General features: G+C 63.5%; 24 protein-coding genes. 10 read left to right on the top strand and 14 right to left on the bottom strand.

Features of this window, described 5'->3' with window-relative positions; genetic code table 11:
* Positions 1-312: 312 nt before the first annotated feature.
* The 3 genes from E1748_RS01435 to E1748_RS01425 are packed head-to-tail and all read left to right on the top strand — an operon-like array spanning position 313 to position 2,583.
* A complete protein-coding gene (locus tag E1748_RS01435) occupies positions 313-1,119 on the top strand; it encodes a transporter substrate-binding domain-containing protein (RefSeq protein WP_133645378.1) in 807 nt (268 codons plus the stop codon).
* A gap of 40 nt (positions 1,120-1,159) precedes the next feature.
* Positions 1,160-1,930 (top strand): amino acid ABC transporter permease, encoded by a 771-nt coding sequence (locus E1748_RS01430; protein WP_133645377.1) that lies wholly within the window; start codon positions 1,160-1,162, stop codon positions 1,928-1,930.
* Positions 1,927-2,583, top strand: coding sequence for an amino acid ABC transporter permease (locus E1748_RS01425; protein WP_133645376.1), 657 nt, complete (start codon positions 1,927-1,929; stop codon positions 2,581-2,583). The genes E1748_RS01430 and E1748_RS01425 overlap by 4 nt, the downstream gene beginning before the upstream one ends.
* A gap of 30 nt (positions 2,584-2,613) precedes the next feature.
* On the opposite strand, the gene E1748_RS01420 is transcribed toward E1748_RS01425, so the two are convergent.
* Genes E1748_RS01420 through E1748_RS01410 form a run of 3 tightly spaced genes read right to left on the bottom strand, consistent with a single transcriptional unit; the run spans position 2,614 to position 6,636 of the window.
* Entirely contained in the window at positions 2,614-3,912 is a 1,299-nt protein-coding gene (locus tag E1748_RS01420; protein ID WP_133645375.1) for a cytochrome c, read from the bottom strand.
* A gap of 11 nt (positions 3,913-3,923) precedes the next feature.
* A complete protein-coding gene (locus tag E1748_RS01415) occupies positions 3,924-6,179 on the bottom strand; it encodes a xanthine dehydrogenase family protein molybdopterin-binding subunit (protein ID WP_133645374.1) in 2,256 nt (751 codons plus the stop codon).
* 1 nt (position 6,180) lies between these two features.
* Complete coding sequence (locus E1748_RS01410; RefSeq protein ID WP_133645373.1) at positions 6,181-6,636, bottom strand: (2Fe-2S)-binding protein; 456 nt, start codon at positions 6,634-6,636, stop codon at positions 6,181-6,183.
* A gap of 420 nt (positions 6,637-7,056) precedes the next feature.
* Here E1748_RS01410 and E1748_RS01405 point away from each other — a divergent pair, with 420 nt between their 5' ends.
* The gene (locus tag E1748_RS01405) at positions 7,057-7,449 is read left to right on the top strand and encodes a hypothetical protein (RefSeq protein ID WP_133645372.1); all 393 of its coding nucleotides are present in this window, start codon (positions 7,057-7,059) and stop codon (positions 7,447-7,449) included.
* 26 nt (positions 7,450-7,475) lie between these two features.
* Here the strand turns inward: E1748_RS01405 and hutG are convergent, their stop codons facing one another.
* The 5 genes from hutG to E1748_RS01380 all read right to left on the bottom strand — a co-directional run bounded on the left by hutG (position 7,476) and on the right by E1748_RS01380 (position 11,436).
* The gene (hutG, locus tag E1748_RS01400) at positions 7,476-8,417 is read right to left on the bottom strand and encodes a formimidoylglutamase (protein WP_133645371.1); all 942 of its coding nucleotides are present in this window, start codon (positions 8,415-8,417) and stop codon (positions 7,476-7,478) included.
* Positions 8,414-9,181, bottom strand: a complete 768-nt coding sequence (locus E1748_RS01395; protein WP_133645370.1) for an amino acid ABC transporter ATP-binding protein — start codon at positions 9,179-9,181, stop codon at positions 8,414-8,416. Before E1748_RS01395 ends, hutG begins: the two co-directional genes overlap by 4 nt.
* Positions 9,178-9,846, bottom strand: a complete 669-nt coding sequence (locus tag E1748_RS01390; RefSeq protein ID WP_133645369.1) for an amino acid ABC transporter permease — start codon at positions 9,844-9,846, stop codon at positions 9,178-9,180. The genes E1748_RS01395 and E1748_RS01390 overlap by 4 nt, the downstream gene beginning before the upstream one ends.
* 36 nt (positions 9,847-9,882) lie before the next feature.
* Positions 9,883-10,638 (bottom strand): transporter substrate-binding domain-containing protein, encoded by a 756-nt coding sequence (locus E1748_RS01385; protein ID WP_133645368.1) that lies wholly within the window; start codon positions 10,636-10,638, stop codon positions 9,883-9,885.
* 63 nt (positions 10,639-10,701) lie between these two features.
* The gene (locus E1748_RS01380) at positions 10,702-11,436 is read right to left on the bottom strand and encodes an IclR family transcriptional regulator (RefSeq protein WP_133645367.1); all 735 of its coding nucleotides are present in this window, start codon (positions 11,434-11,436) and stop codon (positions 10,702-10,704) included.
* Between the two features lie 236 nt (positions 11,437-11,672).
* Here E1748_RS01380 and E1748_RS01375 point away from each other — a divergent pair, with 236 nt between their 5' ends.
* Positions 11,673-12,500 (top strand): alpha/beta fold hydrolase, encoded by an 828-nt coding sequence (locus E1748_RS01375; protein WP_133645366.1) that lies wholly within the window; start codon positions 11,673-11,675, stop codon positions 12,498-12,500.
* Positions 12,501-12,519: 19 nt separating this feature from the next.
* Here the strand turns inward: E1748_RS01375 and prpR are convergent, their stop codons facing one another.
* A complete protein-coding gene (prpR, locus tag E1748_RS01370; RefSeq protein WP_133645365.1) occupies positions 12,520-14,508 on the bottom strand; it encodes a propionate catabolism operon regulatory protein PrpR in 1,989 nt (662 codons plus the stop codon).
* Between the two features lie 191 nt (positions 14,509-14,699).
* On the opposite strand from prpR, the gene prpB reads away from it, so the two are divergent.
* The 3 genes from prpB (at position 14,700) to E1748_RS01355 (ending at position 18,349) form a co-directional block, all read left to right on the top strand.
* Positions 14,700-15,596 carry a methylisocitrate lyase gene (gene prpB, locus E1748_RS01365; protein ID WP_133645364.1) on the top strand — a complete coding sequence of 299 codons (897 nt, stop codon included), beginning with the start codon at positions 14,700-14,702 and terminating at the stop codon, positions 15,594-15,596.
* A gap of 37 nt (positions 15,597-15,633) precedes the next feature.
* Positions 15,634-16,803, top strand: coding sequence for a bifunctional 2-methylcitrate synthase/citrate synthase (prpC, locus tag E1748_RS01360; RefSeq protein WP_133645363.1), 1,170 nt, complete (start codon positions 15,634-15,636; stop codon positions 16,801-16,803).
* 97 nt (positions 16,804-16,900) lie between these two features.
* Complete coding sequence (locus E1748_RS01355) at positions 16,901-18,349, top strand: bifunctional 2-methylcitrate dehydratase/aconitate hydratase (protein ID WP_133645362.1); 1,449 nt, start codon at positions 16,901-16,903, stop codon at positions 18,347-18,349.
* Between the two features lie 45 nt (positions 18,350-18,394).
* Here the strand turns inward: E1748_RS01355 and E1748_RS01350 are convergent, their stop codons facing one another.
* A complete protein-coding gene (locus E1748_RS01350) occupies positions 18,395-19,288 on the bottom strand; it encodes a peptidoglycan DD-metalloendopeptidase family protein (RefSeq protein ID WP_205965187.1) in 894 nt (297 codons plus the stop codon).
* 350 nt (positions 19,289-19,638) lie between these two features.
* Positions 19,639-20,055 carry a hypothetical protein gene (locus tag E1748_RS01345; RefSeq protein ID WP_133645361.1) on the bottom strand — a complete coding sequence of 139 codons (417 nt, stop codon included), beginning with the start codon at positions 20,053-20,055 and terminating at the stop codon, positions 19,639-19,641.
* Between the two features lie 568 nt (positions 20,056-20,623).
* Between E1748_RS01345 and E1748_RS01340 the strand changes: the two genes are divergently transcribed.
* Complete coding sequence (locus E1748_RS01340) at positions 20,624-21,721, top strand: OpgC domain-containing protein (RefSeq protein ID WP_133645360.1); 1,098 nt, start codon at positions 20,624-20,626, stop codon at positions 21,719-21,721.
* Between the two features lie 164 nt (positions 21,722-21,885).
* Here the strand turns inward: E1748_RS01340 and E1748_RS01335 are convergent, their stop codons facing one another.
* On the bottom strand, positions 21,886-22,962 hold the full coding sequence (locus E1748_RS01335) for an AI-2E family transporter (RefSeq protein WP_133645359.1): 1,077 nt from the start codon (positions 22,960-22,962) through the stop codon (positions 21,886-21,888).
* Between the two features lie 371 nt (positions 22,963-23,333).
* Between E1748_RS01335 and E1748_RS01330 the strand changes: the two genes are divergently transcribed.
* Positions 23,334-23,624, top strand: coding sequence for a DUF3331 domain-containing protein (locus E1748_RS01330; protein WP_133645358.1), 291 nt, complete (start codon positions 23,334-23,336; stop codon positions 23,622-23,624).
* Between the two features lie 169 nt (positions 23,625-23,793).
* Here the strand turns inward: E1748_RS01330 and E1748_RS01325 are convergent, their stop codons facing one another.
* Positions 23,794-24,624 (bottom strand): hypothetical protein, encoded by an 831-nt coding sequence (locus E1748_RS01325; RefSeq protein WP_133645357.1) that lies wholly within the window; start codon positions 24,622-24,624, stop codon positions 23,794-23,796.
* 132 nt (positions 24,625-24,756) lie between these two features.
* A complete protein-coding gene (locus E1748_RS01320) occupies positions 24,757-25,344 on the bottom strand; it encodes a tetratricopeptide repeat protein (RefSeq protein ID WP_133645356.1) in 588 nt (195 codons plus the stop codon).
* Positions 25,345-25,531: the final 187 nt, after the last annotated feature.

Below are 25,531 nucleotides of genomic sequence, written 5' to 3'. Positions count from 1 at the left end.
GTGCGCGGGCAAACACACCCGCAACGCCGGCTGACGGCCAGCCCCTGCGAGGCCGGATCACGATCAAGCATACGCGAACCGAAATCCCGTCGCGACCGGCACATCCCCGACGTGCCATGCGCAGCGCTCATGTCAGACGAAAAACTTCCCGCGCGGATATTGCGCCAACACGCATGAGCGCTCGTCATGCCCCCCATGCGCAGATTTCGTTTGTTCGTCGATTTTGGCAAACCTAGAGTGCACGCACGCGTCACCTGAACACTCAGGCGACACCGAAGAAACCCACCTCTCACGAAGCCCGAGGACCGACCGATGCGCTCCCCTTCTTTGATCCGACGTGCCCGTCGGTTTGTCCCGGCGGCCACTGCTGCTGCCGTGCTGTTGTCGTCCTTCGTGCCGATGGCTCACGCGGACGCACTCGATACGATCGCGAAGTCCGGCGTCGTGCGCATCGGCGTGTTCGAGGATTACCCGCCGTTCGGCTCGATCGGTCCGGACATGAAGCCGCAAGGCTATGACATCGACGTCGCTGACCTGATCGGCAAGGGGCTCGGCGCGAAGGTCGAACTCGTGCAGGTGACCGGCGACAACCGGATGGCCTACCTCGCCGACCACAAGGCCGACCTGCTGCTGTCAGTGGGTCAGACGCCCGAGCGTGCGAAGGTCATCGATTTCTCGCAGCCGTACGCGCCGTACTACCTCGCCGTGTTCGGTCCGAAAACACTAGCAGTGAAGAACGCGAACGATCTGGCCGGCAAGACGATTTCGGTCGCGCGTGGCACGCTTGAGGACCTGAGCGTCAGCAAGATCGCGCCCGCCACCGCGACGATCAAACGCTTCGACGATCCGAACGGCGCCATTTCTGCATTTATTTCTGGTCAGGTACAGTTGCTCGTGGTCGGCAACGACGTCGGCGCGACGATTCTGGCGCGTCATCCCGCCAACGATCCCGAGCAGAAGTTCTCGCTGTTCAGTTCGCCGGATCACGTCGGCCTGAACAAGAACGAGCCGCGTCTGCTGCACAAGGTCGACGACACCATCGCGCGCGCCCGCAAGGACGGCACGATGAACGCGATCTCGCAGAAGTGGCTGCGTGCGCCGCTGCCGGCCGACCTGTAACTCCGCGCACCCCGACTGGCCCTCTGACGATTTTTCCAACATGACGTACGCGTTCGACTTCAGCGGCTTCGGCCCCTATGCAGGCATGCTCGTGCGCGGCGCGGGCGTGACGCTCGGCCTGACCGCGATCTCGACGGCGCTCGGCGGACTCGTCGGTGTGGCCGGCGCGAGCGTCGCGGTGGCCGGCCCAAAGTGGGCGCGTGCGCTAATCGCGGCGTACGTCGAGGTGATCCGCAACACGCCGTTTCTCGTGCAGCTGTTCTTCGTGTTCTTCGGGCTGCCGAGCCTCGGCATCCATATCGACGAAATCCAGGCTGCCATCCTCGCGATGACCGTCAATCTCGGTGCGTACGCGATCGAGATCGTCCGCGCGGGTATCGATTCGATTCCGCTCGGCCAGGTGCAGGCCGCGCATGCACTCGGGCTGCAGGGGCGCCAGGTGTTTCGCTACGTCGTGCTGCCGCAGGCGATCGCCAATGTGTTCCCCGCGTTGCTGAGCCAGGTGCTGATCGTGATGCTCGGCTCGGCGGTCGTGTCGCAGATCTCGGTGCCCGATCTGACCTACGCAGCGAACTTCATCCAGTCGCGCAATTTCCGCTCGTTCGAGAGCTATCTGATTATCACGGTCGTCTATCTCGTTCTGTCGATCGTGCTGCGGCAACTGATGAGCCGGCTCGGTCGGGGACTGTTCGCTGGCCGTGCGGCGCGTGTTTCGTCTACGGGTCCGGGCGCATCGAGAAGCCCGTTCATGCGACTCATCATGCGCAACAACGGCGCTCAACCGCTGCCCACGACGGAACGCCCGCAATGATCGAATTCACGCTGTGGGACATCGCCCGCAACCTGCTGCTCGCGGCGCGCTGGACATTGCTGCTGTCGTTGATCGCGTTCGTCGGTGGTGGCGTGGTGGGTCTCGTGCTGCTCGCCGCGCGCGTCTCGCCGGTCGCGTGGCTGCGTCGCGCGGTGATTCTCTACGTCGAGCTGTTTCAGGGCACGCCGCTGCTGATGCAGCTGTTCATCGCGTTCTTCGGTTTGCCGCTCGTCGGCATCGACGTGTCGCCATGGCTCGCGGCAACGGTCACGCTGACGCTCTACACGAGCGCGTATCTCGTCGACATCTGGCGCGGCTGTGTCGAAGCAGTGCCGCGCGGCCAGTGGGCCGCAGGCGCGAGTCTCGGGATGACGTTTGGCCAGCAATTACGCTACATCGTGTGGCCGCAGGCGTTGAAGATCGGCGTTGCGCCGACCGTCGGCTTTCTGGTGCAGGTCGTGAAGAGCACGGCGCTCACGTCAATCATCGGCTTCACCGAACTGACGAAGACCGGCACGATGATCACCAACGCAGCGTTCCGGCCGTTTCCGATCTACGGGATGGTCGCGCTGCTGTACTTCGCGATGTGCTTCCCGCTGACGTGGTACGCCCGCGTGCTCGAAAAACGGCAGAAGGTCGGGCAGCATCGCTGACGCTACCCGACCTGTTTCCGAAGCACCGCCTTATCGCGCCGCCTGGGTCGACTTGCGCAGCTTCGCCACATCCCCCGCCGATACTGCCGGCGCATGGTTGTTCCACCCCGCGCGGATGAAGGTCAGCACGTCGGCGATCTGCTGGTCGTTCAGCACCGGTGCGTACTTCGGCATCGGGTACGGCGCCGGAATGCCCTGAATCACCAGATCGCCGGTACCATTCAGCGTCACGTTGACGAGCGACGACGGATCGGTTTCGAGCACGTTCGGATTGCCCGCGAGCGGCGCGAGCATCGGCGCGAAGCCGCGTCCGTCGACACCATGGCAATGCATGCAGTACGCGGTGTACACACGGGCGCCCGCATCGTTTGCCGGACGCGCGAGCGACACCTTCGTCGCCTGCGCATCGTACGTGTACGGCGCCGCGCCGTTGCCGCCCACCGGCGGCAGCGACTTCAGATAGCTCGCCATCGCGGTGACGTCGGTATCGTTCATCGCCTGCGTGCTGTTGTTGATCACGCTCGTCATCGAACCGAACGCCGACGCATGCTGGTTCGCACCGGTTTTCAGGAACAGCGCGACGTCCTGCTCGGACCAGCGCCCGAGCCCGGTGTTGTGCGCGCCGGTGAGGTTCGCCGCGAACCAGCCGTCGAGCAGGCTGCCGCTCAGATAGCTGCTGCCGGTTTCGTCGAGTGCCTTCTCCTGGAACGCGACGCCGCGCGGCGTATGACATGAGCCGCAGTGGCCGAGCCCCTGGATCAGATACGCGCCGCGATTCCACGCAACGTCCTTTCCGGCCTTGTCCTGGTACACGCCCTTGTCGAGGAACACCATGTTCCACAGCGCAAGCGGCCAGCGCATGTTCATCGGCCACTTGATGTCTGACTCGCGGTTCGCCTGCTTCACGGGGGCTACACCGTGCATGAAGTACGCGTAGAGCGCGCGGGTGTCGTCGTCGTTGACCTTCGCGTACGACGGATAAGGCATCGCCGGATAGAGGTTGTGACCGTCCTTCGCGACGCCTTCGCGCAGCGCGCGCGAGAAGTCTTCCTCCGTGTAGCGGCCGATGCCCGTGTCCGGATCCGGCGTAATGTTGGTCGTGTAGATTGCGCCCATTGGCGTGGTCATCGGCAGGCCGCCCGCGAACGGCTTGCCGCGCGGCGCCGAGTGACATGCGACGCAATCACCGACCTTCGCGAGATACGCGCCGCGCTGGACGAGCGCATCGTCGACCGATGCATTGCCGTTCTGCGCAAACGCGGGCCATGCGGCGCACGCGATGACAGCAGCGAAGACAGCCGAGCCCGCAAGCTTGAATGTGCGATTCATGTCTGTCTCCTTCACGCGGTTTTCAACTGCGCACCGACCGGCAGATGATGCAGCCGCGTGCCCGTCGCTGCGTAGATCGCGTTCGCCAGTGCCGGCGCGAGCGCGGAGGTGCCCGGCTCGCCGATGCCGCCCGGCGCCTCGCCGCTCTTCACGATATGCACTTCGATCGGCGGGGTCTGGTCGATCCGCAGCATCCGGTAGTCGGTGAAGTTGTTCTGCTGCACGCGGCCGTCGGCGATCGTGATCTCGCTGTACAACGCAGCCGTGATGCCGAAGATGATGCCGCCCTGCACCTGCGCCTCGATCGTGTTCGGATTGACCGTCATCCCGCAGTCGACTGCGCAATAGACGTGGTTCACCGTCACTTCGCCCTGATCGATCGTCACGTCGACGACCATCGAGAAGAAGCTGCCGAACGCATGCATCACCGACACGCCGCGCCCTTGCCCCTTCGGCCGCGCGGTGCCGTCCCAGCCGGCCGCTTTCGTCGCGACGTCGAGCACATTGAGCGCGCGCGGCGATTTGCCGAGCAGATCGCGCCGGTACTTCACCGGGTCCACCTTCGCCTGCGCGGCCAGTTCGTCGACGAAACTCTCGACGACGAACGTCCCACGCGTCGGTCCGACGCCGCGCCAGAACGCGGTCGGGATCGTCGCAGGTTCCTGGCGCACATAATCGACCAGTTGATTCGGCAGGTCGTACGGCAGATCGGCGGCGACTTCCACCGCATCCGGATCGAGCCCGTTCTTGAATGCCGGCGGCGCGAAGCGCGCCATGATCGACGAGCCAACGATGCGGTGCTGCCACGCAATCGGTTTGCCGTTCGCGTCGAGCCCCGCCGAAATCACGTCGTAGTAGTACGGGCGGTACATGTCGTGCTGGATGTCTTCCTCGCGCGTCCACACGACCTTGACCGGCACGCCGATCACCTTGCCGATTTTCAGCGCCTGCGTGATCGCATCCACTTCGAGCCGTCGCCCGAAGCCGCCGCCGAGCAGAAAGTTATGCACGATGATCTTGTCGGCCGGCAGCCCGGTGACGGCCGCGCCTGCATCGCGTGCGCGCGTCGGCACCTGCGTGCCGACCCAGATTTCGCACTGATCCGGCTGCACGTGCACCGTGCAGTTGATCGGCTCCATCGTCGCGTGCGCGAGGAACGGCTGCTGATACACCGCATCGACGCGCGTCTTCGCGTTCGAGAACGCCTTGCCGACATCGCCTTCCTTGCGCGCGACCGCACCGTTGCGCTGCGACGCCTGCGCGAGTTCCGCGACGATCTGCTTCATCGACAGATTCGCGGCCGCGCCTTCGTTCCATTTGATGTCGAGCGCAGCGGCGCCGCGTTTCGCGGCCCACGTGTGATCGCCGATCACCGCGACCGCGTTGTCGACCTTCACGACCTGACGCACGCCGGGGATCTTCTTCGCGTTCGTATCGTCGACGCTCGCGAGCATGCCGCCGAACACCGGACAGTTCACGATCGCCGCGTAGACCATCCCGGGCAGCCGCACGTCGAGTCCGAACTGCGCCGAGCCGTCGACTTTTTCCGGCGAATCGAGCCGCTTCACGGGCGTGCCGATCAGCTTGAAGTCCTGCGGTTTTTTCAGCGGCACGTTCTGCGGTGCCGGCAGTTTCGCAGCGGCATTGACGAGCTGGCCGTAGCCGATGCTGCGATTGCTTGCCGAGTGGATCACCTGGCCGTTTTCCGCGTGGCATGACGCGGGATCCACCTGCCACTGCTGCGCGGCTGCGCTGACGAGCAGCACGCGTGCGGTCGCGCCGGCGCGGCGCATCGGTTCCCACGCGTAGCGGATCGACGTCGAGCCGCCGGTCAGCTGGCCGCCGAGGTTCGGGTCCATGAACAGCTTTTCGTTCGGCGGTGCGTGGTCGATCGTCACGTTGTCGAGCGACACTTCGAGCTCTTCGGCGATCAACATCGGGATCGACGTGTACACGCCCTGACCCATCTCGACCTTCGGGATCACCATCGTGACCTTGCCCGCCGTGTCGATCTGGATGAATGCGTTCGGTGCGAATACGCCGTTTTGCGGCGACTCGTCACCGTCGCCGCCGATCACGCTCTTGCGTGCGGCCCCTGTGGCCTGGTCGCCCTGACTGAGCGCCGGCAGGCTGAAGCCGAGCAGCAGACCGCCACCCGTCGCGACGCCTACCGTGACGCCGAATTTGAGGAAAGTGCGCCGCGTAATGCTTGAGCCGCGTGAGCCGCGCGAGTCGCCGTTCTGTGCGTCGAGGAGTCCCTGAGACATATCAGGCCTCCTTCGCGGCTTGCTTGATCGCCGCGCGGATGCGGTTGTACGTGCCGCAGCGGCAGATGTTGCCCGCCATTGCCGCATCGATGTCCGCATCGGAGGGGTTCGCGTTCTGCGCGAGCAGCGAGGCCGCCGACATCACCTGCCCCGACTGACAGTAGCCGCACTGCACCACGTCGAGTTGCCGCCATGCCACCTGGACTTTTTTGCCGGACGGCGTATCGCCGACCGCTTCGATGGTCGTGATCTTGCGATCGCCGACCGCAGCGACCGGCAGCACACACGAGCGCACGGCCGCACCGTCGAGATGCACCGTGCATGCGCCGCACTGCGCGATGCCGCAGCCGAACTTCGTGCCCGTCAGGCCGACGATGTCGCGGAGTACCCACAGCAGCGGCATATCGGGAGGCGCGTCGACGGTGTGAGTCTGACCGTTGATGGTGAGCGTTGTCATGAACTGCTCCGATTGTGGGTTATGGGTTGTTGTTGGGTTGTTATCGATCGAATGCCGCGACTCAGTGAAGTCCGATGCATTCGATACCGGCTTTGTACGCCGGACTAAACTAAAACTCGGCGCCTCGCGATTTTTATTCCGCGAGAAATGCCAATGGACGTATCGCGCCGAATTACTATCGAGATACCGTGCATACCGCGAAGAGGCGCGATGATTGTAGCGCTGCGGGAAAGATAACGTCGACCGCTCTCGCATATCGTGTGCGGCGTGGCGTTAATGCGGCACGCTCGGACGCGTATCCGGATGCGTTACCATCGGCAAATGATGTCGCATGCATCGACGTCGCGCGAGCATCGGCCGTCGATGAAAAATTGTTGCTTCGCTGTCGAAGCGTTTCGTTTTATCCGCACGGAGTCCGTCATGAACGCATCCCACGCCACGCAGTTTCTCTCGGACGTTCGCAGGCCGCTGCTGACGCTGCACAAGTCGATCCTCGATCACGAGCGCGCGGCCTACGAGAAGGAATTCGGTCCGACGACGCCGGCTGCATTCCTGCAGGTGCTCATCAATGGGTCGGGGTTTCGGTGGATCGCGCCGCTATCGACGGTGATCGCCAACGTCGACGAAATACTCGACGACCGCGAAGCCACCGACGACGATCGCCTCGCCGCCGCGCAGGGCGTCGCCGCGCTGTTCGATCCAAACACGCCGCAGAATGCGTTTCTCGAACGCTACCTGCCGCTGTTGCAGGCAAGTCCTGCGGTGCTGCATGAACACGGCATCGTCACGCAGGTGTTGCGCACGATTCAATAGCGTTTTGGTGGCGTTTCAAGCGCGCTTTAGAGCAGTCGATACGCGAGCCGTGCCGCCGCGCGTGCGGTGAGGCGGTCGCGATCGTGTAGCGGGTTGTATTCGGCGATATCGGCTGCGCGCACTTTGCCGGATGCCTTCAGACGTCGCACCATCGCTTCGACCACCGACAGCGGCACGCCGAGTGCCGCCGGTGCCGACACGCCCGGTGCGATCGCGCCGGGCAGGACGTCGAGATCGATCGTCAGGTAGATGTTGTCGGCTGCTTCGATGAATTTTTCCAGTTGCGCGAGGCGCTGCGGCAGCTGCGGTTCCTGCATGTCCGTGTCGAGCATGTACTGAACGTCGAGTTGCTGCGCACGCGCGAACAGCGAAGCGGTATTCGCGAGATCGCTGATGCCGAAGCACACATAGTCGAACGGCACGCCGCGCGATGCGCAATCGCATGCGATCTGATCGAACGGTGTGCCTGAATTCGCTGGGCGCTTCTGGCGTAGATCGAAGTGCGCGTCGAAGTTGACGATCAATAGACGTTGCGTGGGCGCTTCATTGTCGAGGTGCCTGCGCAAGCCGCTATACGTGCCCCACGCCACCTCATGACCGCCGCCGAACACCAGCGGCGTTGCACCGCTCGCGAGTACCTCGCCGACGACGTCTGCCAGTTCGGCCTGCGCGTGTTCGAGTTCGCCGTCGTCGCAGAGCACATCGCCCGCGTCGGCGATGTGCAGTGTTTCTTTCGCCGGCAGACTGGCCAGCGCGCGCCGCAATTCCTTCGGCGCGTGTGCGGCGCCCACCCGTCCCTGGTTGCGACGCACACCTTCGTCCGAACAGAAGCCGACGATCACCGGCCCCGCGCTGTGATCCGAAGCCGCATCGAAACGCACCACCTGATCGAACACCCGTCGCGTATCGCCAGGCTCGCCGTCGTCGCGACGGCCGCTCCAGATCGTCTGGTCGAACGGAACTCTCATGCGCGCGACAGCACCGCCTGCAAGAACGCCCGCGTACGCGGTTGCGTCGGCGCCGAAAAGATCTCCGTCGGCGGCCCGGCTTCGACGATCGCGCCACCGTCCATCACGACAACCACGTCGGCGACCTCTTTCGCGAAACCCATTTCGTGCGTGACGACGACCATCGTCATCCCTTCGCTCGCGAGCAGCTTCATCACCTGCAGCACCTCGCCGACGAGTTCGGGATCGAGCGCGGACGTCGGCTCGTCGAACAGCATCACGCGCGGCTGCATTGCGAGCGCGCGCGCAATCGCCACGCGCTGCTTCTGTCCACCGGACAGACTCGCGGGCATCGCGTGCGCCTTGTGCGAGAGCCCCACTTTTTCCAGCAACGCGAGCGCCGCCGCTTCCGCATCGGCCTTGCTCAAGCCGCGCAGCATCCGCGGCCCGACTGTGATGTTATGCAGCACGGACAGATGCGGAAACAGATTGAACGACTGAAACACCATCCCGACTTCAGTACGCAGCGCATTCAGCGAGCGCTCCTTGAGCATCGCGCCGTCGTCGACGAGCCGATGGCCGCAGATATCGACAGTGCCGCCCTCCGGCTGTTCGAGCCCGTTGCAGCAGCGCAGAAACGTGCTCTTGCCGGACCCGCTCGGCCCGATCACGACAACGACCTGCTGCGGCTCGATGTCGAAGTCGATACCGTTCAGCACGACGTGCTCGCCAAACGATTTGGTCAGCCCGCGAATCCTGACGATGGGTTCGGACACGGCATTCATTGCACCATCCCTCCTACGCGCAACCGGCGTTCGACCCGGTGCAGCGCGTAATTGGTCGCCTGCGTCAGCACCAGGTACACGAGCGCGATGGCCAGATAAACTTCGAGCGAACGGTACGACACGCTGATGATTTTCTGACCTTCATGCATCAGGTCGTCGATGGTCAGCAGCGACACCAGCGCCGAGTTCTTGATCAGCGCGATGAACTCGTTGCCGAGCGGCGGGATCATCCGCACGATGGCCTGCGGCAGGATGATCGTGCGCATCGCCTGCCCCGACGACATGCCGATCGACCGCGCCGCTTCCATCTGCCCTCGATCCACCGACTGAATCGCACCACGCACGATCTCCGACACATACGCGGCCGAATACAACCCGAGCCCCAGCATCCCGCACACGAAAGCGGGCAACAGGATGTTGAATTGCGGCAGGCCGAAGAACAGCAGGAACAGCTGCACGAGCAGCGGCGTACCGCGAAAGAACGTCAGGTATGCGGTACACAGCCCATAGACGATGCGCCGCTTCGGCGCGAGCCGGCCGATGCCGATCAGCAGGCCGAGCGCACAGCTCAATGCGAGCGCAGCGGCGGTGACTTCGACCGTTACCACCGTGCCGTGCATGATGTCCGGCCAGCCGGCGATGACCGGTGAAAAATCGAGTTCCATGTGCGTGTCTCAACCCGTTAGCAGTTATCGAGCGGGTTATTGCGCGTCGGCGCCGAACCACTTGTGCACGATCGCTGCATACGTGCCGTCGGCCTTGATCTTCGCGAGCGCCGCATTGAGCGCGGTCTTAACCTGCGGATCGTCCTTGCGTACGGCGATACCGTAGGCCTCGGTGGTCAGCTGCTTGTCGAGCACGCGGAAACCGCCACGCGTCTTCACCAGTTGATACGCAGCCGGCTTGCCCGTCACCGCTGCATCGGCCCGGCCGATGCTGACCAGATCGAACATCTCCTGATTCTTTTCGACTTCGACGCGGTTGATCTGCGGGAAGTTGTCGCGCAGGAAATTGACCGACTTCGTGCCGACCTGCACGGAGACCTTCTTGCCGTTCAGATCCGCAACCGACTTGATCGGCGAATCGGCCTTGACCAGCACGACGAGGCCGCCAGCGAAGTACTGATCGGTGAAGTCAACGACCTTTGCACGCTCGGGCGTGATGTAGATCGCGGAAATCGCCGCGTCGAAGCGATGCGCGATCAGCCCCGGAATCAGGCCTTTGAAATCGATGTCGGTCCATTCGACACGCTGTCCCATGGTCTTCGCGAGCGCGTTCATCACGTCGATGTCGAAACCGGTGCGCGCGCCGTTCTCCGTGTATTCCATCGGAGCGAACGTGGCGTCGGTGGCGACGCGCAGCACGCCTGCGGATTGCGCCGATGCGGTCGTGGAAAAGCCGGCGAATGCAGCAGCAAACGCGATGCACGACACGGACAAAAGTTGTTTCAGCTTCATCGTGGGTCTCCTTGTGATTCGGTTCGGGAAGTAAATCGAAACCGGCAACGCGACATCAATCCGTTAATCGGCCTGCATGTGTGCGGAAATCGCGCGGGCCGTGCGTAACGCCCCGTCGATAAACTGTCTTTCGTGTCCGGCTGCACGCGTCGACGGCGCCATGAGTGTGATCGACGCGCTGCTGGCCGCGCCGCGTCCGCCGCGATGAAAGATCGGTGCGCTGACACCCCACACGCCGGGATCGACTTCGCTGTCGCTGACCGCGTAGCCCTGCGCGCGAATCCGTTCGAGTTCGGCTTCGATCGCCGTGCGGCCGGCTGCGTCGTGTTCGAACGCGCTGTCGAGCGCTTCGGCGCGCGCCTTGTCCCCCATGAACGCCAGCAGCGATTTCGCGGATGCCCCCGCCTTCAACGGCACCGCACGCCCCTTCTCGAATGAGCAGCGCAGCGAATGCTGGCTGTCGACCATCTCGAGACACATCACCTGATGTTTTACCGCGACGACGAGACCGATACTCTCCTGCGACGCGTGCGCGAGTTGCCGCATCTCGTTGCGGCTCGCTTCGACGAGCAGCGAATTGACGTCGAAGCCGAGCGCGAGCTGCAGACTGATCGGACCCGGCGCATAGTGCCCGGCGTTTTCGGCGACGAAGCCCCAGCGCTTGAGCAAGGCGATCTGCCGGTAAAGGGTGCTTTGCGCGAGCCCGGTGACGGCCAGCAGATCCTTCACCGACATCGCCTTGCCATGACTGGCTAGCGCAGCGAGGACAAGCAGCACGCGCTCTGCTCCGGTAACCATCGGTTCCGCGTTCACGATGAATCCATGCACAATGAATAACGCAATCAAGAATGCCAGAACGTTCCCGATTTTCAAAAATCGATTTCCCGCACGATGGGAATAAGGCGAGAGGGTTTTCCCGAGTTTTTTTGTCAGGACCTCTGGCATGCGGGCGAGCGTTGCGCCGGCGCATGTCGACACACAATGCCCGCGACTGCTAACGTCAGTCCGTGATCTTCTTGCCGGAGCCGTTCACGATGAAAGACTGGCCGCTCGACCAGCATTACCAGTTCCGCAACCAGACCGTCCGCTATCGCGTCGAAGGCAGCGGACCGCCGCTCGTGATGGTCCACGGCACGCCGTTCTCGTCGTATGTGTGGCACCGGATCGCGCCGCATCTCGCGCGCGTGCGCACGGTCTATCTGTACGACCTGCTCGGCTATGGGCAATCGGAAATGCTCGCGGGCGAGGACGTATCGCTCGGCGTGCAGAACGTGCTGCTTGCCGAACTGCTCGCGCACTGGAAGCTCGACGGCAGCGAACTGCCGGATGTCGTCGCGCACGATTTCGGCGGCGCCACCGTGTTACGCGCGCATCTGCTGAACGGCTGCGACTACCGTTCGCTGACGCTGATCGATCCGGTCGCGGTCGCGCCATGGGGTTCGCCGTTCGTGCGTCACGTGCGCGATCACGGTGCTGCGTTCGAAGGATTGCCGCCGTATATTCACGAGGCCGTCGTACGCGCGTATGTGCGCGGCGCGGTCGCGCGAACGCTTCCCGACGACGAACTCGCGCCCTACGTCACACCATGGCTCGGCGAAACAGGACAGCCCGCGTTCTATCGGCAGATCGCGCAGATGGACATGCGTTACACCGACGAGATCGAATCGCGCTACCCGCAACTGCGCTGCCGCACGCAGATCCTGTGGGGCGAAGACGATGGATGGATTCCGCTCGAACGTGGCCGTCATCTGGCGAGTGTCGTGCCCGATGCGCGCTTTCTGCCGGTGCCGCATGCGGGTCATCTGATGCAGGAAGATGCGCCTGAAGCGATCGTCGCTGCGGTGCTCGATTTCCTGCGCTGAAACGCTATACGTTGCTGCGTTAGCCGGCCGCGCGTACCGCGCTCAGCTTGCGCCACATGGTGGTCTTACTGATGCCGAGCGCGCGGCACGCGGCATCGCGATCGCCACCGCATGCGTCGAGTGCTGCGCGGATCTGGTCGGCCTCGACGTGACGGCTGCGCTGACGCAGCGTTTGCTCTGCGTGCGTGTGCGAGTGTGCGTGCGTCGTCGTTTCGACGAATACCTCAGGCGCAATCGCGCGCAACGTGTCGTGCGTCAAAACCGGTAGCGCCGATGCAGCGGATAACTCCACGTCCGCGAGTTCGACGGCAATGCGTTCGATCACGTTCTGCAGTTCGCGCACGTTGCCGGGCCAGCGATAAAGGCACAGCGTTTCGCTCACTGCGTCGAGCACGCTTGACGCATCGTCATGCGTCCGCAGACGGGCGGCGAGCCGCGGTTCGCGTCGCGCCGCCTGGACCAGCAATTCCGCCGCCAGCGGCGCAATATCCGGTAGACGTTCGCGCAATGGCGGCAACGCGAGGTTCAGAATGTTGAGCCGGTAGTACAGATCCGCGCGAAACGTGCCGGCATCGACGGCAACGGTCAACGCGCGATGTGTCGCCGCAATCACGCGAATGTCGACACGCATCGGTTCCGTCGAACCGAGCCGCACCACCTCGCGCTCCTGCAACACGCGCAGCAGCCGGCTCTGCAACGGCATCGGCATCTCGCCGATTTCATCGAGAAACAGCGTGCCGCGATGCGCCGCCTCGATCAACCCTGCCTTGCCGCCGCGTCGCGCGCCGGTGAACGCCCCCTCTTCGTAGCCGAACAGTTCGCTCTCGAGCAGCGCTTCCGGAAACGCACCGCAGTTGATCGCAACAAACGGAAAGTCGTGCCGCGCGCTCAACCGGTGGATCCCCTGCGCGACCATCTCCTTGCCCGTCCCGCTCTCGCCGTGCACCAGCACCGTCGCATCGGATTTCGCGTAGCGGCGCGCGAGCTGCCGCACGCGCTCGATCGCCTCGCATTCGCCAACCAGATCGTCGAGCCGGTAGCGTGCGGCGAACTGCTGAAGACGCGGCCGCGAACGCAACGTCCGATCGAGCCGTTCGACCGCGCGCGTTTCGTGAAACGTCAGCACGCTGCCGGCGGTCGCATCCGGGCCCATGCCGACGAGCGGTCCGCGATGCACGATGTAGCCCGTGCCACGCACGGTCGCAAGCGCTTCGCCGTCCGCATCGGGCATCGCGGCGGCCAGATCGGGCGCGACTGCGGCGAGCGGTCGACCCACCGCAGCGCTTACGTCGATGCCGAACGCGAGCGCGAGCGGCTGGCTGATTGCTTCGATGCGACCTTGCGCGTCGAGTGCGACGACGCCGTCGCGCAGATGCTGCAGCACGTTGTCGAGCCGTTCACGACGCAGCGCTTCGCCGCGTGTCGCCTGCACGACTTCGAGCGCGGTATCGAACGCGCCGCGTACCGATGCGCGCGAGTAGAGAAACACCGCCTCCATCCCGGCCTTCGTCGCGAGATCGGTGACGAGACCCGAGCCGACGACCGTGCCGATGCCGCGATCGCGCAGATCGAACACGCAGGCCTCCGCATCCTGCGCGGACCGGTACGACGCAAACACGACGTCGATGCCATACGCGGCGACGAAGCGGCGCACTTCAGCGGGCGTCTCGCCGTGCGTGACGAACGCAACGGGCGTCTCGTCGCGACGCGATCTCGCTCGCGCGAGCGCATGCATCACGTCGAAGCCGGTCGAATGCACGAGCACGACCGGCACGTCGACGCGCCCTTTCAGAAACGTGCCGTTCAATCCCGCCGCGACCACGACGTCCGGTCGCTGGGTGCCGGCTGCCGCGATTTCGTTGACGGCATCTTCGAAACCGCGCGACACGATCTGCAGATCGGCGCGGCCGTCGTATTCGCCGACGATATCGCGAAACAGGTCGCGCAACCGGCTGATGCCGATCGCCCAGATGCGTGGACGCGGCGCGGTGTCCAGAGGTCGGTTCATGGCGTGCTGCCGGGGAAATGGGAGATGCCGCGATTATGAACCATCTTCCATAAACGAAACTCTTGATTTCATTTTTGAAACCACACAGAACGACCGGCCCCATACATATCCCGTCAAATCAGGCACTTACAGGCGCAACACTCATTGGCCCGGTCCTTGCACTAACAGGCCAGATCATCAAAGGAGACGTCATGAGCACAGCACATCGATCCCCGGCCAGCGCCGGCGCGCAGTTCCGCAAAGCCGTCGCCGAAGGGCAACCGTTGCAGGTCGTCGGCGCGATTACCGCGTACGCGGCGAAGATGGCCGAAGCGGTCGGTTTCAAGGCGGTCTATCTGTCGGGTGGCGGCGTGGCCGCGAATTCGCTCGGCGTGCCGGACCTTGGTATCAGCACGATGGACGACGTGCTCACCGACGCGCGCCGCATCACCGATGCGACGAACCTGCCGCTGATGGTCGACATCGATACGGGCTGGGGCGGCGCGTTCAACATCGCGCGCACGGTCCGCTCGTTTATCAAGGCCGGCGTCGCGGCCGTTCATCTGGAAGACCAGGTCGGACAGAAGCGCTGCGGACATCGTCCGGGCAAGGAATGCGTGCCGCTCGAAGAAATGGTCGATCGCGTGAAAGCGGCCGTCGATGCACGCACCGACGATCACTTCGTGATCATGGCGCGCACTGATGCCGCAGCGGTCGAAGGCATCGATTCGGCGATCGAGCGCGCGGTCGCGTACGTCGAGGCCGGCGCGGACATGATTTTCCCCGAGGCGATGCGCACGCTCGACGACTACCGCCGCTTCAAGGCCGCCGTGAAGGTGCCGATCCTCGCGAACCTGACCGAGTTCGGTTCGACGCCGTTCTTCACGACGACCGAACTGCGCGAAGCGAACGTCGACATTGCGCTGTACTGCTGCGGCGCGTATCGCGCGATGAACGCCGCCGCGCTCAATTTCTACGAGACCGTGATGCGCGACGGCACGCAGAAAGCAGCCGTCGACACGCTGCAGACACGCGACGATCTCTATCGTTATCTCGGCTACCACGAGTACGAGCAGAAGCTCGATGCGCTGTTCGCCGCACAGAAGTAATCGGCCCTACCGTTCAACACCTGCAGCAGGAGACATCATGAGCGAAGCAGACAACAACACGCCGGCCGCCGGCGCATTCAAACCGAAAAAATCCGTTGCGCTGTCGGGCGTGACGGCGGGCAACACCGCGCTGTGCACGGTCGGCCGTACCGGCAACGATCTGCACTACCGTGGCTACGACATTCTCGACCTCGCCGGTGCGTGCGAATTCGAGGAGATCGCGTATCTGCTGGTCCACGACAAGCTGCCCAACGCCGCCGAACTCGCTGCGTACAAGACGAAGCTGCATGCACTGCGTGGCCTGCCCGCGAACCTGAAAGCCGCACTCGAATGGCTGCCCGCATCCGCGCATCCGATGGACGTGATGCGCACCGGCGTCTCGGTACTCGGCACCGTGCTGCCCGAAAAGGACGACCACAATCTGCCCGGCTCGCGTGACATCGCCGACCGCCTGATGGCCTCGCTCGGCTCGATGCTGCTGTACTGGTATCACTACTCGCACAACGGCCGACGCATCGAGGTCGAAACCGACGATGAATCGATCGGCGGGCACTTCCTGCATCTGCTGCATGGACGTGCACCGTCGAAGTCGTGGGTCGATGCGATGCATGTGTCGCTGAACCTGTACGCAGAGCATGAATTCAATGCATCGACGTTCACCGGTCGTGTGATTGCGGGAACGGGCTCGGACATTTACTCGGCGATCACCGGTGCGATCGGCGCGCTGCGTGGACCGAAGCACGGCGGCGCGAACGAAGTCGCGTTCGAGATCCAGTCGCGCTACGCGAGCCCCGATGAAGCCGAAGCCGACATCCGCCGTCGCGTCGAGAACAAGGAAGTCGTAATCGGCTTCGGGCATCCGGTGTACACGATCTCCGATCCGCGCAACAAGGTGATCAAGGAAGTCGCGAAGAAGCTGTCGAAGGAAGCATCGGACACGAAGCTATTCGACATCGCCGAGCGGCTCGAGAAAGTCATGTGGGACGCGAAGAAGATGTTCCCGAATCTCGACTGGTTCAGCGCGGTGTCGTATCACCAGATGGGCGTGCCGACGGCGATGTTCACGCCGCTGTTCGTGATCGCGCGCACGGCCGGCTGGAGCGCACACATCATCGAGCAACGCATCGACAACAAGATCATCCGACCGAGCGCGAACTACACCGGTCCCGAGAATCTGAAGTTCGTGCCGCTGTCGCGTCGCGGGTAATCGCGGGCAATTCCATGCGGCACGCTGTTGCCGTTTATACGACGGCGTTGACACCTCTGTGTCGCGCCGCTGCTTTCTCTATTTCACATCATTCGCCATGAGCCATATCTCCAACGTTCGCCCCGAACCCGATCAAGTACTCGTCGATATCGTCGATTACGTGCTCGGCTATGCAGTCGACAGCACGCTTGCGCTCGAAACCGCGCGCAACTGCCTGATCGACACGCTCGGCTGCGGACTCGAAGCGCTCTCCTACCCCGCCTGCACCAAGCTGATGGGCCCGATCGTGCCCGGCACGATCGTCCCTCACGGCGCCAAGGTCCCCGGCACGCAGTTCCAGCTCGACCCGGTGCAGGCCGCTTTCAACATCGGCGCGATGATCCGCTGGCTCGACTTCAACGACACGTGGCTTGCCGCCGAGTGGGGTCATCCGTCGGATAACCTCGGCGGCATTCTCGCGACCGCCGACTGGCTCTCGCGTAACGCCGTCGCCGTTGGCAAGAAGCCGCTCGCGATGAAAGACGTGCTCGTCGCGATGGTCAAGGCTCACGAAATTCAAGGCTGCATTGCGCTCGAGAATTCGTTCAACAAGGTCGGCCTCGATCACGTGCTGCTGGTGAAGCTTGCGTCGACGGCAGTGGTCGGCCAGCTGCTCGGCCTCACGCGCGACGAGCTGATCAATGCGGTGTCGCTGGCGCTGGTCGATGGCCAGTCGCTGCGCACGTACCGTCATGCTCCGAACACTGGCTCGCGCAAGTCGTGGGCCGCAGGCGATGCGACGTCGCGCGCCGTGCGCCTCGCGCTGATCGCGAAGACCGGCGAGATGGGTTACCCGTCGGTGCTGACCGCGAAGACCTGGGGCTTCTACGATGTGCTGTTCAAAGGCAACGCGTTCAAGTTCCAGCGCCCGTACGGCAGCTACGTGATGGAAAACGTGCTGTTCAAGATCTCGTTCCCGGCCGAGTTCCACTCGCAGACCGCAGTCGAAGCGGCAATGACGCTGCACGGCCAGTTGAAGGCGAAGGGCAAGACGGTCGAAGACATCGCGAAGATCACGATCCGCACGCATGAAGCGGCAATCCGCATCATCGACAAGCAGGGGCCGCTGGCCAATCCGGCCGACCGCGATCACTGCATCCAGTACATGATCGCGGTGCCGCTGATCCACGGTCGCCTGACCGCTGCCGACTACGAAGACTCGATCGCGCAGGATGCGCGCATCGATACGCTGCGCGCAAAGATGACCTGCGTCGAAGACCCGCAGTTCACGAAGGATTATCACGACCCCGAGAAGCGTTCGATCGCCAACGCGCTGACCGTCGAGTTCACCGACGGCACGACGCTCGACGAAGTCGCAGTCGAATACCCGATCGGCCACCGTCGTCGCCGCACCGACGGCATTCCGCTGCTGGTCGAGAAATTCCGCACCAACCTCGCGCGGCGTTTCCCGGTCAAGCAGCAGCAAGCCATTCTCGACGTCTCGCTCGATCAGGCACGGCTCGAAGCCATGCCTGTTCACGAGTATGTCGATCTGTATGTGATCTGATCGCCGCTTGCGTGTGAAGAACCCCTGCCTCGGTGTGCGCGTCGCTTAGCCGCGCCGAGGCAGATAAGGCATCGGATCGACCGGCTTGCCGTCGCGGCGCACTTCGAACAGCACCGCGACGCGCGAGTTGTTCTCGTCGCCCATTTCGGCGATCTGCTGCCCTTGTCGCACGATGTCGCCGGTTTTCACCAGCAGCCTGCGGTTGTGCGCGTAGGTCGTCAGGAAGTCCTTGTTGTGCTGGACGATGATGAGGCTGCCGTATTCGTTGAGACCGGTGCCCGCATACATGACCTTGCCGTCGGCGGCCGCGAGTATCGGGTCGCCTGACTTGCCGCTGATCTCGATGCCGCGCGTCTCGCCCGGCTGGAACGACTCGACCACCTTGCCCTGCGCGGGCCACGTCAACGCAACGCCGTTCGCGTGACGAGCGGCCTGCGCCGCGACTTGCCGCGCGAGCGCCGGGTCGGTTTGATCAGCGGATGCGGAGGTGTTTTCGGTCGTAGTGGGCGCCGTTGCATGGCTCCCGTTCGCATCGTTGGCCGACGCCACGGCCGTCGCATCCGGCGACGATACCTTGAGCGTTTGCCCTGTCTTCAGTCGCGCCGAACGCTTCAGACCATTCCACGTCTGCAGGTCCGCGACGCTGCAACCATGGTTCTGCGCAATGCGGCTCAACGTGTCGCCGCGTCGCACCTTGTAGATTTGCGGGGCGATGGGTGCCGCTGCCTGGCTTGTGGCGATGGTCGTGGTCGCACTCACCGCACTCCCACTCGATGCCGTCGCGGACGATCCCACCGATACGCCCGACGCAGGCACCGTCGCACCGGTCTGCGCATTCTGCTGCCCGACGTTTGCGCAGCCGCTCAATACCGTCGCGACAACCGCGACACCTATACCTGCTACCCGCCACTTCGTGATGTCGAAACGACTTCTCACCATGTTCGACTCCTGCTCAATTCATCGGACCGGCCGAAATCCGGACGCGCGAAAAAGCGCGGCCGCGGTCGGTCGTCGTCATGCATCCAGTCCACTTCTTCGAAGAAAACGACGTTAACTCGGACGTTCCTCGTTTAAAGGGCCGGACTGGGATCTCACATTCCGGCGCCATTGTAAAATGCGTTTCACAAAAGTCTGGGCCGGAAAAACACTCTGATACAAATTGCCCGAATCCCGTGATCGCGTCGGACGCCGGGTTGCCGTGTGTCGCGGGCGTGACTTGTCACGGGTTTGCCTCGTATTTGTCTCGTTATCGGCAAACCCGCACTGCAACTTGAAAAGGCCTGAAGAAATCAGCTGTAGTACTGCCCGTGGTAGAGCACGTAGCCGACCGGATGATGGGTGAAATGCAGCACGGGCAGGATCGGATTGCTGTTGTCCTCGGTCGGGTAGGCGCTGGCTTCGGAGATGTATTCGCCTTGCGCCTCGATCGGTTGACCGGCCTGCAAGCCGGGGATTTCCTGTGCGAGCCCTTCGTTGTCGCCGAAGCGCACCGCGAGGAACACCTCCGTGCCGACGAGGTTCTCGTTACCCCCTTCGAACTTCACGACTTTGTCGATCTTCACGACGAAGTGTTGATGGTTCGCGCCGTGGTGATTCTCCGGACTCGCGAACACGCGGCTGATGGTGCCTTGAATACACGCGAGCGGCGCGCCGATCGAATGGACATAGCGATGATGCGGAAGAATCTGGTCTGCGCGATTGCTCATGAGGTCGTTCTCCGTGAGAAAGGAAGGTGGCACGTCGGGGTCCGGTACTACGACCGCTCAATTGCCGGATCGATCCCGATGATCGTGAATTGCGCGCGGCGTGATGTTCGGTACGTACCGGGTTTGCTGTCGAGATGTGACATCGGCGTGTTTGCGTGGTTGCAGGTCACGCCGTCTCGCGATCGCATTCGGTGGGATCACCTATTTGAAGTACGCGAGTTCAATGACCAACGTATGCGCATCGACAAGCTGCGTGAAACGGTGCGCGTCGATCGACGACATGACTCGCGAGATCAGGCGGATCGTAACCCCGCGAAATATTCCGTTCGGCCATGTCCCGTGCGCCAACGGAACTCGCGAACCGGCCACAGGTCACTTATGACAGCCTTGCGAACGACGTTGCCTCCGCGTCGTCGTTTGCGTCCGGTAGTGTGTCGCCCCCCGACGTCCCCGCTGTGCACTGCCCGCTTGCCACGTTGCTATAGTTATCGACCGGTTCGTGCCGGTGTGCTGCGCGTTTTCGCGCACCGCCACAACGAGCCGCTTTTGTTTGCCTCAGTTATCGCGCATGAAAACGTCGTCGTCACGCCTCGTCGAACTGGATTTTTTTCGCGGACTCGTACTGCTCGTCATCGTGGTCGATCACATCGGCGGCAGCATCCTGTCGCGCTTCACGCTGCATGCGTATGCGCTGTGCGATGCAGCCGAAGTGTTCGTGTTCCTCGGCGGCTTCGCGACAGCAACCGCGTACGCAGCGCTCGCCGAACGGCGCACCGAGGCCATCGCACGCCAGCGTTTCTTCGTGCGCGCGCTCGAGATCTATCGCGCGTTCCTGATCACGGCCGGCCTGATGCTGATCGTCAGCGCGATCCTCCTCGCGCTCAGCATCGACGCGCCGAACATCACCACCGACGACCTCGACGAATTCATCGCCGCGCCGCTCGCGGGCCTGCGCGACATCCTGCTGTTCCGCCGCCAGCCGTATCTCGCATCAGTGCTGCCGATGTACACCTTCTTCGCGTTGACCGCGCCGGCCGTGCTGCCGCTCGCGCGCCGCAAGCCGTGGTTGTTGCTGGCCGGCAGCGTCGCACTGTGGGCGGTCGCGAAGCCGTTGCAGGGTTATCTGCCGGCAGTCGAAGACGCGCACTGGGACTTCAATCCGCTCGCGTGGCAATTGCTGTTCGTGCTCGGCGTGCTGGCGCGCTGCCAGCCGGTGTATCAGCGCGTGAGCGCGCATCGCTTCGGCTGGCTCGTCAGCATCGCGGCACTCGGCCTTGTCGCGGTGGCGGCCTGGTACAAGCTATTCGTCGAGACCACGCCGCTCGACGGCGAGTTCAAACAAAATCTGGCGTGGTTCCGCGCGCTGAATTTCGTTGCGATCGGCTGGCTGGTTGCGAACCTGATCCGTATCGGCATCGCGAAAAAACTCGCGTTGCGTCTGCCGTGGATCGGTCTCGTCGGGCGCAAGGGCTTGCTGTGCTTCGTCGCGGGTGCGGTGATCTCGCTGGTCGTCGACTCGCTGCTGTACGCCGCGACGGACGGTTACCTGAACATCCCGCTCGGCCTGCTCGCGGATGCGGTTGCGATCGGTGCGTTACTGATGGTCGCGCGAGCGTCGGAGCCGTTGTCGCGTGTGCTGTCGTTCCGGTTGCGAGTGCCTGCGTAGATTTTGCGGCGTCTGCCGCCGGCGCGTTTATTTGCATGCGGGTTTCTGTCGACGCAAAGCAAACGGCACGCACGATGAATCGCGGCGATCGCGCCTCGCCCGCGAAATCAAGCCGACAAACTCGCTGCCCGCCTTCCTCTCCGCCGCCACCGAACTCACGCAGATCAACGCACCCAGTCGTTCCACAGCACGACCAGCACCGTCATCAACGCGGGCCCGATGAAGAGTCCGAGCAGCCCGAACGTCTCCGCGCCACCGAGAATACCGAACAGCACGAGCAGGAACGGCAGGCGCGTCGAGTTGCCGATCAGCACGGGCCGCACGAAATGTTCGGCGACAAACACGACGACAAAGCCAAACGCCGCGACGCCGATCGCTGCGGCCACCGCGCCCTGCATCATGAACAGCCACAACGCCGCGCAGCAAAACACGATCGGCGCGCAGAACGGCAGCATCGCGGCGACTGCGGTCACAAGCGCGAGCAGGGTCGCGTGCGGCACGCCCGTGACTGCGTAAGCAACGCCAAGCAGCGCGCCCTCGCCGAGTCCGACCACGACGAGCCCGGTCACAGTGCCGCGTACCGCGCCGGCCATCCGCTGCATCAACTGTGCGCCGTCGGCGCCGAACGCACGTCGCGCGCCCTTGATCAGCGAACCCGACAGCCGCGGCCCGGCCTGGAAAATCACGAACAGCGTGACCAGCATGAAGCCGAACAGCACGAGCCCGTGCGCCGCGCGCGCGCCGAAGTGCCGGCCGAACGTGACGACCGCCTGACTGTGCAATCCCTTCATCGCCGGCGATGCGCTGAGCGGCTGCGCGAGATTGGCCTGCCACCACGCGCCGATCTGTTGCGACGCGAACGGCAGATGCTCGATGAAGGTCGGCAGCGGAATACCGTTTTCCTGGATCGTCCGGAGCCAGATGCGCAGGTCGTGCGCTTCACCCGCGGCCTGCGCGATGCCAAGACCGACCGGCAGCACGACCAGCAGCGCAACCGCCACGGTCAGCAGCACCGAGATCAGCGTCGTGCGTCCCTGGAACCACCGATGCCCTTCGATCGCGCGCATCGCCGGCCACAGCGCGATCGCAATCACGCACGCCCAGGCGACGGCCGGAATGAAGTCGTGCACGATCCACAGCGCGAGCACGACCAGTACGCCGTACAGCACGGCCGATGCGATCTGCTGCATTTTGAGGCGGTCGGGATTGGCGGAGTCGTGCGACGAAGGACGGTGGATCATGAAGCCTCGGGTGATGTGCGTAACTGGCGGCACCGGTTTGCGAAGGCGCGGTACACTCCGCTTCGCCTGACGCATGACGGCAAGAGCGCCCATCTTAATGGAAGCGCCGCCCTCATCCTAACCGCTGGCGTACCCGCCGACCGTCTGCCTCCCAGCCGGCCGCAACTAGTCGTTACCGGCAGAACACTCTGTTGCGAAAATCCGATCTAATGCAATTAGTGTTCCCGGAGACCCGCATTCCTTCGTAGCCCGCCACCCGTTCCATCCCATTATTGCTATTTGGGGAACGGTGTTTCAACTCGCGCGCAATGGCTCTCCGTCTCCGGCAGGAATACATTCGGCACACCACACATATCCCCCGGAGCCGAACGATGAAGACCAGAGAGTCCATTCCCTTGACCGGCGCCAACGGCGTACGCATTGAGATTCTCGAACGCTCCGACACCACGCTTGTGATCCGCTGGGTCGAACCCGGCCGTTGTCATTACGGCGAACAGCGCTGGCGGCGCCGCTCGGCACATACGTCCGGCACCTGCGCGGTCTCGCGTCGCAAGATCCGTCGCGGCGACGCGGTGTTTCGACCGGCCGAACGTCCGGCGCCGTCGAATGCATCCGCGATGATCTCCGCTGAAATTCTCTGCGCGCTGACTGCCGAAGCCTGATTCTTCTTTTGCTGCGTGCGTGACTACGCTTGGTCCAGCCTCGTCAGTCGCGCCGTAGCACCGTCTCTATCTCGCGCTCCGCTTGCCATCACAAGCAAAAGGCCCGCTTGCACCATCGGTGCAAGCGGGCCTTTGAAACTGCCAGGCGTTCAGGCTACAGCAGACGCGCTCAGTTCACCTTCAACTGACCGCCGCGACCCAGCCCGCCCTTCACGTCCTGCGCCTTGTAGCTCTTCAGCGCGACGACCATCTTGTTCCACGCATCGATGAACGCAGAAACGGTTGCCTTGCCTTCCGGCGTTTTCGAGAAGCCACCGAGGGCGCCGCCCGCGCCGCCGCCGAATCCAGCCAGCACCGCACCGTAGCTGGTCGCCGTGGAGCTGCCTTCGGCCGCCGCGATCTGCACCGCCGAACGCACGTCGAACAGCGTCAGCGTCACGACCGATGCCTTCACCTGAGCGCTGCCGGCGATCGCCGCTATCGCCGCCCCCCCAGGGATCAGTCCGCCCAGCGCACCGGCCATCCCGCCGATCGGCGAGTTGCTGATGACGATCGACGGTTCCATATAGTAGTCGGCAGCGACGCGCTGACCTTTCTGCTGCTTCGAACCCGCGCGGTATTCGCCGGAGTTGCGCTGCAGATCGGTGATGCGCGACAGTCGCGCGTCCGTTTTCTGATTGCCGATCGACGTGATCACGAAGCAGTTCGACTGCTGCACCGCGAGACGCAGCAGCGGGTCGATGCTCGTGATCTGGGTCGCGCTGCCGAACGGCCCGAACCAGTCGGCGTTGCGACCGTCGTCGACCGCAATCGTGCCGAGCGGTGCCGCGCAACGTTGCAGCTGGTCGTCCGCGCCGGCGCTGGTCGCCCCGCCCGCCGCACCCGTGACGCCCAGATTCTGGTTCCCCGTGGTTACCATGCCTCCGCATCCAGCCAGAGACCCGATCAGGCCGATCGTGAATACGGCCTTCAAACCCGAATTTTTAGATAGGAGGTTCATATATTGATTGATGTAGTGATTGATCTCGATCTTCGACTTACTCGTCCTGCCAAGCCGAAATAAGCCCCTGTTGAAACGCAGCCATGGTCGTGGCCGCCTCCCGCCGCATGACGGGTACCGTCCGGTCGAGGATCAGTACCAGTACCACGCCGTCTGACGCCAATAGCCCTGGTACGCATAGCCCGAATACCAGTAGCCGGAATACAGCTCACGTTCTTCCTTGCGCCATTTGTAGTCGTCGGCGTCGGCCTTCTTGTCGGCTCTTGCCTGCTCGAGCAACTTCTTCGATTCCTGATCGCCACGGCCTGCGGCGAGCATCAGCCACTTTTCGGCTTCGCGCGGATCCGGGCCCATCTCCTCGAGACCGAACAGATAGAAGCTACCCAGTGCTTTCTGCGCAGGCAGGTTGCCGCGCTCTGCAGCCTTGCGCATCCAGACGAGCGCCTGATAACTGTCCTGACGCACGCCGTCGCCGCGGAAATAACGCAGGCCGAGATCGTAGGCGGCACGTGGCTCGGTATTGGCTGCCGTCTTGAGCGCGACGATGCGCGGATCGCTGGCTTCATCGGGTTCGTCGCTCGGCTGACGCGTCACCTGGTCTTTCGGACGATACGAGCATCCGGTGTCGTCGCACATCCGGACGAGATTGCTCGGCGGAGGACCTTGCACACAGGCGGTGAGAAGCAGAACGACGCACGATGCGAGAACGCGATACTTCATTTCTATCCCCGTTTCTTGTTGGCAATGCACGCCGACATTGCATCCAATACAAACATGACCTGCCGATGAACACGGACCACTATTTCCCGATCACCGGCGAATGCATTCACCACAGACGAGCTAAACCGGCAGACGCCGTACCGGTTTTGACGGTCGTCAGCTAATGTTTCCGGTGAAGTTGTCTACC

The organism is Paraburkholderia flava (assembly GCF_004359985.1).
Classification (GTDB): Bacteria; Pseudomonadota; Gammaproteobacteria; order Burkholderiales; family Burkholderiaceae; genus Paraburkholderia; species Paraburkholderia flava.
This window is presented reverse-complemented; position numbering and strand designations above follow the sequence as displayed.